We start from the raw sequence: 13,856 nt of genomic DNA on the forward strand, positions 1-13,856 counted from the left end.
AGTGTCCGCTCCAGGATCAGGTACCGTGCGGAAGCTCTAGGGCGGCTAGTATATCGGTCCCGGTCGCCAGCGACGACCGCCCAGTTCTATATTTGACTGGCCATACGTCTGGCACTGGGGGCCGCTGACCCGCTTTGTTAAGGTAGGCCGGTCGTTCGCCCTCCGTCAGCCTCCCACGAGACCGTCCACGCCATGCCACCCCTGTCCTCTTCCGCCGTGCCTGCTCCGCGCCCACTGACCCGCAGCGACTACAAGACCCTGTCGCTGTCCGCCCTGGGTGGCGCCCTGGAGTTCTACGACTTCATTATTTTCGTATTTTTCGCCGCGGTGATCGGCAAGTTGTTTTTCCCGGCGGACATGCCCGAGTGGTTGCGCCAGATGCAGACCTTCGGCATCTTCGCCGCGGGCTACCTGGCCCGGCCCCTGGGCGGTATCGTCATGGCGCACTTCGGTGACCTGCTGGGTCGCAAACGCATGTTTACCCTGAGCATCTTCCTGATGGCGGTGCCGACCCTGATCATGGGCCTGCTGCCGACCTATGCGCAGATCGGGGTCTGGGCCCCTTTGTTGTTGCTGGTACTGCGTCTGATCCAGGGGGCGGCGATCGGCGGCGAAGTGCCCGGGGCCTGGGTGTTCGTCTCCGAGCATGTGCCGGCGCGGCACGTCGGCTATGCCTGCGGCACCCTGACCAGCGGCTTGACCACCGGCATCCTGTTGGGGTCCTTGATGGCCACGTTGATCAATACCCTCTACCCGCCCCAGGAAGTGCTGGACTGGGCCTGGCGGCTGCCGTTCCTGGTCGGTGGGGTGTTCGGCTTGCTGTCGGTGTACTTGCGCCGCTGGTTGCATGAAACCCCGGTGTTCGCCGAACTGCAGCAGCGCAAGGCGCTGGCGGCAGAAGTACCGCTCAAGACCGTGGTGCGCGATCACCAGCCGGCGATCCTGTTGTCGATGTTGCTGACCTGGCTGCTGTCGGCCTGCATCGTGGTGCTGATCCTGCTGACCCCCAATGTCCTGCAGACCGCCTACGGTTTTGCTGCGGCCGATACCCTGAAAGCCAATAGCCTGGCCATTGTTTGCCTGAGTTTCGGCTGTATCGGTGCCGGCATCCTGGCCGACCGCATCGGCGCGGCGCGGGTGTTTATCTTCGGTTCGCTGGCGCTGGCGCTGGTCACCTGGACCTTTTATACCCAGCTGACGGCGCACCCGGAGTGGCTGTATGGCCTGTACGCCCTGACCGGCCTCTGTGTCGGCATGATCGGCGCGGTGCCCTATGTGATGGTCCGGGCCTTTCCCGCCTCGGTGCGCTTCTCCGGCCTGTCGTTCTCCTACAACCTGGCCTATGCCATCTTTGGCGGCTTGACCCCCATGGCGGTCGGCCTGCTGCTGAAATGGAGTCCGTTGGGTCCCGCCTATTACGTCATTGCCCTCTGTGGCCTGGGCCTGTGCATCGGCCTGTACCTGCGCCAGACCGAAACCAGGACGCCGGCGCTGGCGTAAGTGCGCCGTTGCGAGAGGGATGTGACGGTGGCGGGGCGGTGTTCACGCAACTGTCACATTCCTTTCATAGAGTGGTCATGTGGCCTACTGATACTGGGCCCCGCTGAACCCCCACTCTATTCCTGCTAGGAGCAAGGCATGAAACTGAAGCGTTTGATGGCGGCCCTGTCGTTTGTAGCCGCTGGCGTAAGCGCCGCGACCGCGTTTGCCGCCGTCGACCCGGCTCTGCCGACCTACGAAAAAACCTCGGGTGTCTCGGGTAACCTGTCCAGCGTGGGTTCCGATTCCCTGGCCAACCTGATGACCCTGTGGGCTGAAGAGTTCAAGCGTAACTACCCGAACGTCAATATCCAGATCCAGGCCGCCGGCTCCTCCACCGCGCCACCGGCCATGACCGAAGGCACCGCCAACCTGGGCCCGATGAGCCGTGCCATGAAGGACAGCGAAATTCAGGCCTTCGAGCAGAAGTACGGCTACAAGCCGACCGCGGTGCCGGTGGCCATCGACGCCCTGGCGGTGTTCGTGCACAAGGACAACCCGATCCAGAGCCTGTCCATCGAGCAGGTCGATGCGATCTTCTCCAGCACCCGCCTGTGCGGTGGCTCCAGCGATATCAAGACCTGGGGCGACCTGGGGCTGAGCGGCGAGTGGGCGGCCAAGCCGATCCAGCTGTTCGGTCGCAACTCGGTGTCCGGTACCTACGGCTATTTCAAGGAAGAAGCCCTGTGCAAGGGTGACTTCAAGGCCAACGTCAACGAGCAGCCGGGTTCGGCCTCGGTGGTGCAGTCGATCTCCAGCACCCTGAACGCCATTGGCTACTCGGGCATCGGCTACAAGACCTCCAGCGTGCGCGCCGTGCCCTTGTCGAAGAAAGGCGGCGAGCCCTTCGAGGCCAACGAAGTGAACGCCCTGGCCGGCAAGTTCCCCCTGGCGCGTTTCTTCTACGTGTATGTGAACAAGGCACCGAACAAGCCGCTCAGCCCGCTGGACGCCGAGTTCGTCAAGCTGGTGCTGTCCAAGCAGGGCCAGGACGTGGTGGTCAAGGACGGTTACATCCCGCTGCCGAAGAAAGTGGTCGACAAGGCCATGGCTGACCTGGGCCTGTAAGCGAAATTTAGGTCTTAGCGGCACGGATGCCCCGTTTGCAAGCAAGCCCGCCTCCCGATTCGCGAGGCGGGCTTGGTTATGTCAAGGCGCTGTAACTTTTCTGTCACACAGCCGGCTTAAAGTGATGGCCCGCTGTGCCGGAACTGACCTACGGCGCGCTCATGGCCGCGCAGAGACGCTCTGAATTATGAATGACTTGGCTAGTGACTCGATGACCGCCGCGCCCAAGCCCTTCGGGCTGGATTTCAATACGCCGGCCTTGCGCCGCAAGCGCCGTGTGCGGGCGCTGAAGGATCGCCTGGCCCGCTGGTGCGTGTCGCTGGGTGGGCTCGCGGTACTGGGCGCCATTACCCTGATTTTCTTCTACCTGGCCTATATCGTCCTGCCGATCTTCCAGGGGGTCGAGATCGAAACCCGCCAGGCCGTGCAACCCGCCTGGCTGGCCGATGCCAGCACGCCGTTGCTGATCACCGTGGAAGAGCAGAACCAGGTCGGCATGCGCCTGAACGACCGCGGTCAGGCGCAATTCTTCGACGCCAAGAGCATGGCCGCCCTGAGCGTGGTCAACCTGCCGCTGCCGGCCGGCACGCGGATCGTCTCGGTGGCGCGGGACCAGCCCGGCAGTAACCGGATTGCCCTGGGCCTGTCCAACGGCCAGGTGCTGGTGTTCGAGCATGCCTATCCGATCAGCTACCCCAACGACGTGAAAACCATTACGCCGCGCCTGGACTATCCCTTTGGCGAAGCGGGCATCGTGCTCGACCCACAGGGACGCGCCCTGGACCACCTGGGTATCGGCCTGAACAGCGGTACCCTGTTGCTCAGCGGCTCCACCGGCACCGACCTGCACGTGCTGAGCCTGGGCCGTGAAGAAAACATGATGACCGGCGAGGTGACGCTCAGCGAAGCGCGCATCGCCTTGCCGCAGATCGCCGAGCCGATCAAGGCGCTGATCGTCGATCCGCGCCAGCAATGGCTCTATGTGATCAACGGCCAGGCCACTGCGGACGTCTTCAACCTGCGCAGTCAGACCCTCAACGGTCGTTACAAGCTGCTGACCGACGGCGTGACCCAGGTCAGCACGGCCACCGCCCTGCTCGGCGGCATTTCGCTGATGGTCGGTGACAGCCAGGGGGGCATTACCCAGTGGTTCATGGTGCGCGAGCAGGACGGCAAGCAGTCGCTCAAGGCCATCCGCAGCTTCAAGTTGGGCGACAGCCCGATCACCCAGATCCTGCCGGAAGAGCGCCGCAAGGGTTTTATGGCCCTGAATGCCAAGGGTGACCTGGGTATTTTCCATAGCACCGCGCACCGCACCCTGCTGCTCGAGCCGATTGCCGAAGGGGCGGCCATGGCCGGCCTGTCGCCGCGCGCCGATCGCCTGCTGATCGAGTCCAGCGGTCAGTTGCAGCGTGTGCTGGTGGACAACCCGCACCCGGAAGTGTCCTGGAGCTCGCTGTGGGGCAAGGTCTGGTACGAGAACTACGACCAGCCGGACTACGTCTGGCAGTCGACTTCGGCCAGTACCGATAACGAACCCAAGCTGAGCTTGGCGCCGCTGGCCTTCGGTACTTTGAAGGCGGCGTTCTACGCCATGTTGCTCGCCGCGCCGCTGGCGATCGCCGCCGCGATCTACACCGCCTATTTCATGGCCCCGGCCATGCGCGGCAAGGTCAAGCCGGTCATCGAGCTGATGGAGGCGTTGCCGACGGTGATACTCGGTTTCTTCGCCGGGCTGTTTCTGGCGCCCTATGTCGAGGGGCATCTGCCGGGCATCTTCAGCCTGCTGATATTTACCCCCATTGGGATACTCCTGGCAGGGTTCGGCTGGAGTCGCCTGCCGGAGTCGATTCGCCTGCGGGTGCCGGACGGTTGGGAGGCGGCGCTGCTGATCCCGGTCATCCTGCTGGTGGGATTCGTCTCCCTGAGTATGAGTGGCCATCTGGAAGTCTGGTTGTTTGACGGCAATATGCGCGCCTGGCTGAGCAATGACCTGGGCATCCCCTTCGACCAGCGCAACGCCCTGGTGGTCGGTCTGGCCATGGGGTTCGCGGTGATCCCGAACATCTACTCGATCGCCGAGGATGCGGTGTTCAGCGTGCCCAAGAGCCTGACCTTCGGTTCCCTGGCGCTGGGCGCCACGCCCTGGCAGACCCTGACCCGCGTGGTCATCCTGACCGCCAGCCCGGGGATCTTCTCGGCGCTGATGATCGGCATGGGCCGTGCGGTGGGCGAGACCATGATCGTGCTGATGGCCACCGGCAACACGGCGATCATGGACATGAACATGTTCGAAGGGCTACGCACCCTGGCGGCCAACGTGGCGGTGGAAATGCCCGAGTCGGCCGTGGGCGGTACCCATTACCGCGTGCTGTTTCTTTCCGCGCTGGTCTTGCTGTCGTTCACCTTTGTGATGAACACATTGGCTGAACTGGTGCGTCAGCGCCTGCGGGTGAAGTATGCGTCGCTGTAAAGCAGTGCCTGCGCGGCAGGCCCATCCGATGGCCCGTTCCCCGCGGCAGAGGGTTTCAGGCGCGCAAGGCTCGAAGAGCGGTGCGACCAGCGATTTCAGTGAAGGTAGAGCACGGTGAAAAAATATTCCGTTAATGCCTGGTTCAAGAGCGGCTCGCCCTGGATCTGGATGAATGCCGGCGCGGTTTCCATCGCGGTGATCATGACCCTCGGTTTGCTGGCGGTAATCGCCACACGCGGCCTCGGCCACTTCTGGCCAGCCGATATCATCGAGGCCGACTACCAGATCCCCGGTAAGGAACGCCAGATCATGGCCGGGGAAATCACCCAGATCGAAGAGATTCCCCGTGCACGCCTGGCCGCCTCCGGGTTGCCGGTGCCGGCCGAGGGCGGCGAGTTTATGACCCGCGAGCTGTTCAAGGTCGGTAACCGCGACCTGAACGGGGCCGACTTCAGCTGGGTGATCGGGGAATGGCTGAGCAACCCGCGCACGCCGGAGACCCTCTCCGCGTTCGAGCGCCGCGAGTGGGGCAATTTCTACGGCTACCTGGTCAACGTCAAGGAGAACGGTCAGCTGGTGGCCGAGGGCGAGGCCGCGTGGCAGGCCCTGCAGGACCGCCTGGTGCGCATCGAGGAGTTGCACGAGCAACTGGTGCGCGTCGAGAAGCGCGATATCGGTCGGATCAACGCCGGGCTCGAGCGCATCCGCCTGCAGACCCGCGAACTGGAGCTGCAAGGCAAGCTGGACGCCCAGGCCCAGGCCGACCTGCAAGCCGACCGCGCCCAGTGGGATGCTCAGTACAAGGTGCTGGAAACCGAGCTGACGGGCCTGCACGCGGCCTTCAACCGGGACAGCGCGACGGTCAGGACCGTCGATGGCCGCGAGCTCGAATTGAGCCTGGGCAAGGTGGTGCGGGCCTACCAGCCCAACGCCATGTCGACCTGGGGCAAACTGGGTTTTTACGGCAGCAAGCTGTGGGAATTCGTCAGTGACGACCCGCGCGAAGCCAACACCGAGGGGGGCATCTTCCCGGCGATTTTCGGCACCGTGATGATGACCCTGATCATGGCGGTGATCGTCACCCCGTTCGGCGTGATCGCCGCCATCTACCTGCGCGAATACGCCAAGCAGGGCACGTTGACCCGGGTGATCCGTATCGCGGTCAACAACCTGGCCGGCGTGCCGGCCATCGTCTACGGGGTGTTCGGCCTCGGCTTCTTCGTCTATGTGCTGGGCGGCTCACTGGACCGGTTGTTCTTCCCCGAGGCGCTGCCGGCCCCGACCTTCGGTACGCCGGGCCTGCTCTGGGCCTCGCTGACCCTGGCGATCCTGGCCGTGCCGGTGGTGATTGTCGCCACCGAGGAAGGTCTGGCACGGATTCCACGGGCCCTGCGCGAAGGGTCCCTGGCCCTGGGCGCGACCAAGATCGAGACCCTCTGGCGGGTGGTGCTGCCCATGGCCAGCCCGGCGATGATGACCGGCCTGATCCTGGCCGTGGCCCGGGCCGCTGGTGAGGTGGCGCCGCTGATGCTGGTGGGTGTGGTCAAGTTGGCGCCGAGCTTGCCGCTGGACGGCAACTACCCCTACTTGCACCTGGACCAGAAGATCATGCACCTGGGGTTCCACATCTACGATGTCGGCTTCCAAAGCCCCAACGTCGAGGCGGCGCGGCCCCTGGTCTACGCCACCGCCCTGTTGCTGGTGCTGGTGATCGCGACCTTGAATCTCACGGCGGTGTACCTGCGCAATCGGCTGCGCGAGAAGTACAAGGCGCTGGATCACTAAATACAGCGACAAGCTGCAAGCTCAAGTGGCAAGACTTGAGGCTTGTAGCTTGAAGCTTGCCGCTCATAGCTCTGAATGGAGTGAAACCATGCAACACGAACCTCATACCCACGGCATCGACATGGTCGCCCTGGGTCGCAACAAGCAGAACCTCAACCTGGCCGGCGAAACGGTCGCCATCCAGGTCCCGGGGCTGAGCCTGTACTACGGCGAAAAACAGGCGCTGTTCGATGTGCAGTTGAATATTCCCAAGCAGCGGGTCACGGCCTTTATCGGCCCGTCCGGCTGCGGCAAGTCGACCTTGCTGCGCACTTTCAACCGGATGAACGATCTGGTCGATGGTTGCCGGGTCGAGGGTGAGATCAACCTCGATGGCCGCAATATCTACCGCAAGGGCGAGGATGTCGCCGAGCTGCGTCGGCGGGTCGGCATGGTGTTCCAGAAGCCCAACCCCTTTCCCAAGAGCATCTACGAAAACGTGGTGTACGGGCTGCGCATCCAGGGTATCAACCAGAAGCGCGTGCTCGACGAGGCGGTAGAGTGGGGCCTGAAAAGCGCGGCGCTGTGGGACGAGGTCAAGGACCGCCTGCACGAATCGGCCCTGGGCCTGTCCGGCGGACAGCAGCAACGACTGGTGATCGCGCGGACCGTCGCAGTGCAGCCGGAAGTGCTGCTGCTGGACGAACCCTGTTCGGCCCTGGACCCGATTTCCACCCTCAAGGTCGAAGAGCTGATCTACGAACTCAAGGCCAAGTACACCATCGTCATCGTCACCCACAACATGCAACAGGCCGCGCGCGTCTCCGACTACACGGCGTTTATGTACATGGGCAAGCTGATCGAATACGGCGATACCGACACGCTGTTCACCAACCCGGCGAAGAAGCAGACCGAGGATTACATCACCGGCCGCTATGGCTAGTCTCTGGCCATGTCCGAACGCGCCGGGCGGCGTCGGCGGAACTTGCCGTACTGCTGTGTACTGTCTGCGTTCCGCCTCCTTGCCCGGCACGCCCTGCCAACGCCCAGAGTGTCTTGGCGAACAGAACATCATTCGGTTTCACAAGGGATCGACCCATGATCAGTAAAGACAGCCTCACCCACCACATCTCCCAGCAGTTCAACGCCGAGCTGGAGGAGGTGCGCAGCCATCTCCTGGCCATGGGCGGCCTGGTGGAAAAACAGGTCAACGATGCCGTCACCGCGCTGATCGATGCCGATTCGGGCCTCGCCCAGCAAGTGCGCGAGGTGGACGACCAGATCAACCAGATGGAGCGCAACATCGATGAGGAATGCGTGCGCATCCTGGCCCGTCGCCAGCCGGCGGCCTCCGACCTGCGCTTGATCATCAGTATTTCCAAGTCGGTGATCGACCTCGAGCGCATCGGCGACGAAGCGACCAAGATCGCAAAGCGCGCGATCCTGTTGTGCGAGGAGGGCGAGGCGCCACGGGGTTATGTCGAGGTGCGGCATATCGGCGATCAGGTGCGCAAGATGGTGCAGCAGGCGCTGGATGCCTTTGCCCGCTTCGATGCGGACCTGGCATTGTCGGTGGCCCAGTACGACAAGACCGTCGACCGCGAGTACAAGACCGCGTTGCGCGAGTTGGTCACTTACATGATGGAAGATCCGCGCTCGATCTCCCGCGTGCTCAACGTGATCTGGGCGCTGCGTTCGCTGGAGCGCATCGGCGATCATGCGCGCAATATCGCCGAGCTGGTGATCTACCTGGTGCGCGGCACCTCGGTCAAGCACATCGGCCTGGCGCGCATGCAGGAAGAGGTCCAGGGCAAGGTCGAGAACCCTTGACCCGCAGGGCCGCGACTCGGCCTTCCGGTGCCAGGTAGGCCGCCTGTTCGAATCCATTTGGTCGTTGCCCGGTGGGCGGGGCTATGCTTACAGGCATTCTGCAGGAGTGGCCGATGAGCAAAGTCAGTGTGCTGGTGGTGGACGACGCGCCTTTCATTCGTGACCTGGTCAAGAAGGGGCTGCGTAACTATTTCCCGGGTATCCAGATCGAGGAGTCGGTCAACGGGCGCAAGGCACAGCAGGTGCTGGCCCGCCAGACGTTCGACCTGATCCTCTGCGACTGGGAGATGCCGGAAATGTCCGGTCTCGAGTTGCTGACCTGGTGTCGGGAACAGGACGGCCTGAAAACCACCCCCTTTATTATGGTCACCAGCCGGGGTGACAAGGAGAACGTGGTCCAGGCGATTCAGGCCGGGGTAACGGACTTTATCGGCAAGCCGTTTTCCAACGACCAGCTGATCACCAAGGTCAAAAAAGCCCTGAGCCGTGTCGGCAAACTGGACGCGTTGCTGGCCGGTGCGACCAAGGCCGTCAATGCGGGCTTCGCCAACGACTCCTTGGCGGCCCTGACCGGCGGCAAGGCTGAGGTGCTCAAGCCGGCCGCGATGCCATCCGCCGCCAAGCCCGCGCCCGTCGCTGCAGCCGCCAAGGCCGCGGCGTCGACGCCGACTGGCCGTGGCCAGGGGCAATTGCGCCTGCCCGGTGGCAACCTCGCCTGCGTGATCAAGGCCCTTAGCCTGAAAGAGGCGTTGCTGCTGGTCAAGGTGGCCGAACCCTTGCCACAGGTGCTGGAAAGCGCGGTGCTGGACCTGGAGCAAGGTGAGGGCGGCGAGGTGGCGCGCTTGAACGGTTACCTGCACGCGGTGGCCGCCTTCGAACCCAAACCCGACAGCGAGTGGCTGCAGCTGACTTTCCGCTTCGTCGACCGCGATCCGCAAAAGCTCGATTACCTGTCGCGTCTGATTGCCCGCGGCTCGGCGCAGAAACACTTCAGTCCGGGGGCGTGATGGCGTGACTGGCGGCTTCGCCAAGGCCCTGCCGGGGTGCGCCCGACGACCGTGGCTCGCCCGGCTCCGGCCGGGCTGCTAAGCTGGCCCGCCTGATTCGACCCCACGCGGCCTCTTGCTCATGTTTTCACGCCTTGTCCTGTGTTGCGCCGTGCTCGCCCTGCTGCCGTCGACGGGGTCGGCCGCCTTCTACAAACACGTCGATGCCAACGGTGTGACCACTTACAGCAACCTGGCACCGGCCGCGCCTGGGCAGGTGGTGCAACCGGTTTCCCGGCCCGCCGCCTCCGCCCAGGCGGAACCCGGGCGTTACGTCGAGGTGCGCGACGACCTGTACGGCGCAATGGACTTCGACCCGCAGCAGGCACAGTTGAACAAAGGCGCCACGCAAACCATCGAGGTCGACGACGAACCCACGCTCGCCGAGACCGCCATGGTCAACCAGATCCTGCGCGAGCTGTTGGAGCAATCGCTGCACGCGCCGCCCCCGTCCGCTACGCTGCCCGCGCCGCTGGAGCCCGCGGTGTACCCCTGGCCGTGGCAGGGTGGCCCCTTTCCCATCAGCCAGGGCGCCAATGGCAACTACAGCCACAATACCCCCCAGGGGCGCTACGCCCTCGATATCGCCATGCCGCCGGGAACCCCGGTGATCGCGGCGCGGGCCGGACGGGTGATGACCGTGCACGATGGCCAAAGTGGCCGTGCCGGCAGCCCCTCGGGCAACCATGTACGGCTGCTGCACGATGACGGCAGCATGAGTGTCTATCTGCACCTGCAAAAGGATTCGATCAGTGTCGCCGAGGGCCAACGGGTGGCGCTGGGAGCGCCCTTGGGCCGCTCCGGCAATACCGGCAACAGCACCGGCCCGCACTTGCATTTTGCCGTGCAGCGGCAGGTGGGCGCGCGATTCGAGTCGATTCCGTTTCGCTTCGAGCAGCCGTTGAGTCCCTTGCCGAATTTCGCCCTGAGTGGTGAATAGGGCGGCTATCTGGCGATTTTTTGACCAGCGGTAGGCATTTTTAAGAGCCAGTGCCGCTTTTTCGTACGGGGGTGCCCGTATGATGGCCACCCATCGCCCTGCAAGGTCGAAGTGGTTCGGTATCCGTCGGACGCCATGCCCGCTCTCCATCCCTGCTAGGCTTCATTTTCGTGTCCATAACTAGATCGACTGTCATGCTCGGGCGTTTTCTCCTTCTGTTGGCTGCGTTGACCCTCGCCGGTCCCGCTACAGCCTTGACCATCTACAAGTACACCGATGCCAACGGTGTGGTGACCTATTCCGACAAAGCCGTTAAGGGCGCGCAGGTGTTCGTTTTTCGCGACCGCATGGTCGAGCGGCTCGACCGGCAGGTGAAGCTGGAAACCAAGAAACACGAGGCCGGCGAAACCTTGCTGCTGCGCAACGACCTGTTCGCGCCGGTGGAGGTTGAGCTGCGCCTGGACAATGTGCAGAACGCCGTGGGTGTGCCGTCCAAGCCGATTCGCTGGGTCCTGCCGCCGCGCAGCAATATTCGCCTGGCGACGCTGGCCGCGCGGGATCCGAGCAAGCCGTTGAGTTACACCCCCAGGTTGCGTTATGCCCTGGGCGACCCACGGCTGCTGCCCCTGGTGTATCACTATCCGTTGCCCTGGCGTGGCGGGCCGTTCCGCCTGACCCAGGGCGCCAACGGCAAGTACAGCCACTTCACCCCCAAGGGCCGTTACGCCCTGGACATCGCCATGCCCGAGGGCACGCCGATCGTGGCCGCACGCGGCGGGGTGGTGGTCAAGACCGAGAACAGCCAGACCGGGCGCGGTAACAACCCTTCCGGAAACTACGTGCGCATCCTCCACGACGACGGCACCATGGGTGTCTACCTGCACCTGATGCGCGGCTCGGTGGCGACCCAGGAAGGGCAGCGCATCGAGGTGGGCGGCATGATTGGCCGCTCCGGCAACACCGGCAACAGCACCGGACCGCACCTGCATTTCGTGGTGCAGCGCAACGTCGGCCTGGCTTTGGAGTCGATCCCCTACGACTTCAATCAGCCGGTCGACAGCCTGCCCAATTTCGCCGTCGGCGGCGATTAGCGCCCCACCGCGCGGGTTGCCCCTGCGCGTCAGTCCTGAGCGTCACTCGTCCCTGCAAAGTGCCATGACCCCTGCGCCGCCACTTTTTCCTGGAGATCGGCAGGCCCGCTTGGCGCTCTGATAGCACTTTGCTGGTCTGTTCGCACTTTTCATGAATTTACACATTCACCAGCCCATAGCCTCTATTTTGCCGCCCGCCGAGCCGCTAGAGTGGCCATGGGCTATAGGCGTGCCTGGCTCAGGCCTATGGCTGTCCATACACCGAGGTGACGGCAAGATCCCGGCTGTCACCCAATCCCTATAAGGGCATCAAGGAAAAATTATGAACTGGTATCTCGACGTTTTGAAACAATACGCAGTATTCAATGGTCGCGCGCGCCGTAAGGAATACTGGATGTTTTTCCTGATCAACCTTGTCATCAGCATGGTGTTGGCGTGGGTCGATAGCCTGATCGGCATGAGCCTGTTGAGCATTATCTACGGCCTGGCCTTGCTGGTTCCGAGCATTGCGGTGGGGATTCGCCGCCTGCACGACACCAACCGCAGCGGCTGGTGGATGCTGATCGCCCTGGTTCCGTTTGCCGGCATCGTGTTGCTGGTATTCCTGGCCATCGACAGCACCCCGGGCGATAACCAGTACGGCCCCAATCCCAAGGGTGTGACGGCGTAAGCCTGAGTTCGTGCCCTGGATCGACGGTGGCGGCCTAAGCCCTCACCGTCGATTTTGGCGGTTCAGCTGCGGCTGGCTGCTCAGTCCAGTTTCAGCACCTTGGCCAGCACTATTTTCGGGCCCTTCATCTTCTTGATGATGATGCGCAGGCCTTCGACTTCCAGCACTTCTTCCTCGCCCGGGACCCGTTTCAGGGTTTCGTAAATCAGGCCGGCCAGGGTTTCAGCCTCGATATGGTCGAGGTTCAGCCCCAGCAGACGTTCGACCTTGAACAGTGGCGTGTCGCCGCGCACCAGCAGTTTGCCCGGTTGGTAGGCGAGGATGCCGCGCTCGGCCTTACGGTGTTCGTCCTGAATATCGCCGACCAGGACTTCCAGCACGTCCTCCATGGTCAGGTAGCCGATCACCTTGCCATCGCCTTCCTCGACCAGCGCGAAGTGCGCGCCGCCCTGGCGGAACTGCTCCAGTAAGCGGCTCAGTGGCATATGCTTGGAGACCCGCTCGATGGGCCGGGTCAACTCGGCGAGGCTGAAGGACTCCGGCATGCTTTCCAGGGCGGCCAGCGCCAGCAGCAGGTCCTTGATATGCAGCAGGCCGACGTACTGGCCGCTGGTCGAATCATAGACCGGGTAACGGCTGTATTTGTGGCGGCGGATCAGTGCGAGGATTTCGCCGAGGGGCGCTTCGTGCTCCAGGCTGACCAGGTCCTCCCGGGAATTGGCCCAGTCCACCACTTCCAGCTCACCCATTTCCACCGCGGACGCCAGCACCCGCATGCCCTGGTCGCTGGGATCCTGGCCACGGCTGGAGTGCAGGATCAGTTTCAGTTCCTCACGGCTGTAGGCGTGTTCATGGTGCGGTCCCGGCTCGCCCTGGCCGGCGACGCGCAAGATGGCATTGGCGCTGGCGTTGAGCAGGTAGATCGCCGGATACATGGCCCAGTAGAACAGGTACAGGGGCGCGGCCGTCCACAGTGACAGCAGTTCGGGTTGACGGATGGCCCAGGACTTGGGCGCCAACTCGCCAACCACGATATGCAGGTAGGAGATGATGAAAAAGGCGCTGAAAAAGGCCACGCCGTGGACCACTTGCGGCGACTCGATGCCTATCGCACCGAGCAGTGGCTCCAGCAGGTGGGCGAAGGCCGGTTCGCCGACCCAGCCCAGGCCCAGGGACGCCAGGGTGATACCCAGTTGGCAGGCCGAGAGGTAGGCGTCCAGTTGGCTGTGCACGGTGCGCAGAATATGCCCGCGCCAGCCATTCTTCGCGGCGATGGCTTCGACTCGGGTCGCGCGAAGCTTGACGATGGCGAATTCGGCGGCGACGAAGAAGCCATTGAGCACGACCAGGAACAGGGCGAACAGGATAAGACCGATATCGGCGAAATAGGAGGCAGCGGCGTAACTGGGGGAAGGGTCCATGGTGGTGTTTCAAG

At 63.5% G+C, this 13,856-nt stretch carries 11 protein-coding genes; 10 read left to right on the top strand and 1 reads right to left on the bottom strand.

The window, feature by feature from the left end:
• Positions 1-192: 192 nt before the first annotated feature.
• From ABWY06_RS01905 to ABWY06_RS01950, 10 genes are all read left to right on the top strand, one after another.
• Complete coding sequence (locus ABWY06_RS01905; protein ID WP_353923869.1) at positions 193-1,500, top strand: MFS transporter; 1,308 nt, start codon at positions 193-195, stop codon at positions 1,498-1,500.
• Between the two features lie 138 nt (positions 1,501-1,638).
• Entirely contained in the window at positions 1,639-2,607 is a 969-nt protein-coding gene (locus ABWY06_RS01910) for a phosphate ABC transporter substrate-binding protein PstS family protein (RefSeq protein WP_353923870.1), read from the top strand.
• Between the two features lie 187 nt (positions 2,608-2,794).
• Positions 2,795-5,080, top strand: coding sequence for an ABC transporter permease family protein (locus tag ABWY06_RS01915; protein WP_353923871.1), 2,286 nt, complete (start codon positions 2,795-2,797; stop codon positions 5,078-5,080).
• A gap of 168 nt (positions 5,081-5,248) precedes the next feature.
• On the top strand, positions 5,249-6,865 hold the full coding sequence (gene pstA / locus ABWY06_RS01920) for a phosphate ABC transporter permease PstA (protein ID WP_353923908.1): 1,617 nt from the start codon (positions 5,249-5,251) through the stop codon (positions 6,863-6,865).
• Positions 6,866-6,953: 88 nt separating this feature from the next.
• Complete coding sequence (gene pstB, locus ABWY06_RS01925) at positions 6,954-7,787, top strand: phosphate ABC transporter ATP-binding protein PstB (RefSeq protein WP_353923872.1); 834 nt, start codon at positions 6,954-6,956, stop codon at positions 7,785-7,787.
• A 155-nt stretch (positions 7,788-7,942) separates the two neighbouring features.
• The gene (phoU, locus tag ABWY06_RS01930) at positions 7,943-8,674 is read left to right on the top strand and encodes a phosphate signaling complex protein PhoU (RefSeq protein WP_353923873.1); all 732 of its coding nucleotides are present in this window, start codon (positions 7,943-7,945) and stop codon (positions 8,672-8,674) included.
• 113 nt (positions 8,675-8,787) lie between these two features.
• On the top strand, positions 8,788-9,681 hold the full coding sequence (locus ABWY06_RS01935; RefSeq protein WP_353923874.1) for a response regulator: 894 nt from the start codon (positions 8,788-8,790) through the stop codon (positions 9,679-9,681).
• Positions 9,682-9,802: 121 nt separating this feature from the next.
• Positions 9,803-10,660: a peptidoglycan DD-metalloendopeptidase family protein gene (locus ABWY06_RS01940; protein ID WP_353923875.1), complete on the top strand. Its 858-nt coding sequence runs from the start codon at positions 9,803-9,805 to the stop codon at positions 10,658-10,660.
• Positions 10,661-10,854: 194 nt separating this feature from the next.
• Positions 10,855-11,751: a peptidoglycan DD-metalloendopeptidase family protein gene (locus ABWY06_RS01945; protein ID WP_353923876.1), complete on the top strand. Its 897-nt coding sequence runs from the start codon at positions 10,855-10,857 to the stop codon at positions 11,749-11,751.
• A gap of 322 nt (positions 11,752-12,073) precedes the next feature.
• Positions 12,074-12,421, top strand: coding sequence for a DUF805 domain-containing protein (locus tag ABWY06_RS01950; RefSeq protein WP_353923877.1), 348 nt, complete (start codon positions 12,074-12,076; stop codon positions 12,419-12,421).
• A gap of 80 nt (positions 12,422-12,501) precedes the next feature.
• Here ABWY06_RS01950 and ABWY06_RS01955 read toward each other — a convergent pair whose 3' ends face one another.
• Entirely contained in the window at positions 12,502-13,842 is a 1,341-nt protein-coding gene (locus ABWY06_RS01955; protein WP_353923878.1) for a hemolysin family protein, read from the bottom strand.
• Positions 13,843-13,856: the final 14 nt, after the last annotated feature.

It is taken from the genome of Pseudomonas sp., assembly GCF_040514055.1.
Taxonomy (GTDB): Bacteria; Pseudomonadota; Gammaproteobacteria; order Pseudomonadales; family Pseudomonadaceae; genus Aquipseudomonas.

What these genes read in the sequence shown, in the direction of transcription:
- ABWY06_RS01905 (WP_353923869.1), top strand. Translation starts at nt 193, where the DNA reads ATGCCACCCCTGTCCTCTTCCGCCGTGCCTGCTCCGCGCCCACTGACC.
- ABWY06_RS01910 (WP_353923870.1), top strand. Translation starts at nt 1,639, where the DNA reads ATGAAACTGAAGCGTTTGATGGCGGCCCTGTCGTTTGTAGCCGCTGGC.
- ABWY06_RS01915 (WP_353923871.1), top strand. Translation starts at nt 2,795, where the DNA reads ATGAATGACTTGGCTAGTGACTCGATGACCGCCGCGCCCAAGCCCTTC.
- pstA (WP_353923908.1), top strand. Translation starts at nt 5,249, where the DNA reads ATGAATGCCGGCGCGGTTTCCATCGCGGTGATCATGACCCTCGGTTTG.
- pstB (WP_353923872.1), top strand. Translation starts at nt 6,954, where the DNA reads ATGCAACACGAACCTCATACCCACGGCATCGACATGGTCGCCCTGGGT.
- phoU (WP_353923873.1), top strand. Translation starts at nt 7,943, where the DNA reads ATGATCAGTAAAGACAGCCTCACCCACCACATCTCCCAGCAGTTCAAC.
- ABWY06_RS01935 (WP_353923874.1), top strand. Translation starts at nt 8,788, where the DNA reads ATGAGCAAAGTCAGTGTGCTGGTGGTGGACGACGCGCCTTTCATTCGT.
- ABWY06_RS01940 (WP_353923875.1), top strand. Translation starts at nt 9,803, where the DNA reads ATGTTTTCACGCCTTGTCCTGTGTTGCGCCGTGCTCGCCCTGCTGCCG.
- ABWY06_RS01945 (WP_353923876.1), top strand. Translation starts at nt 10,855, where the DNA reads ATGCTCGGGCGTTTTCTCCTTCTGTTGGCTGCGTTGACCCTCGCCGGT.
- ABWY06_RS01950 (WP_353923877.1), top strand. Translation starts at nt 12,074, where the DNA reads ATGAACTGGTATCTCGACGTTTTGAAACAATACGCAGTATTCAATGGT.
- ABWY06_RS01955 (WP_353923878.1), bottom strand. Translation starts at nt 13,842, where the DNA reads ATGGACCCTTCCCCCAGTTACGCCGCTGCCTCCTATTTCGCCGATATC.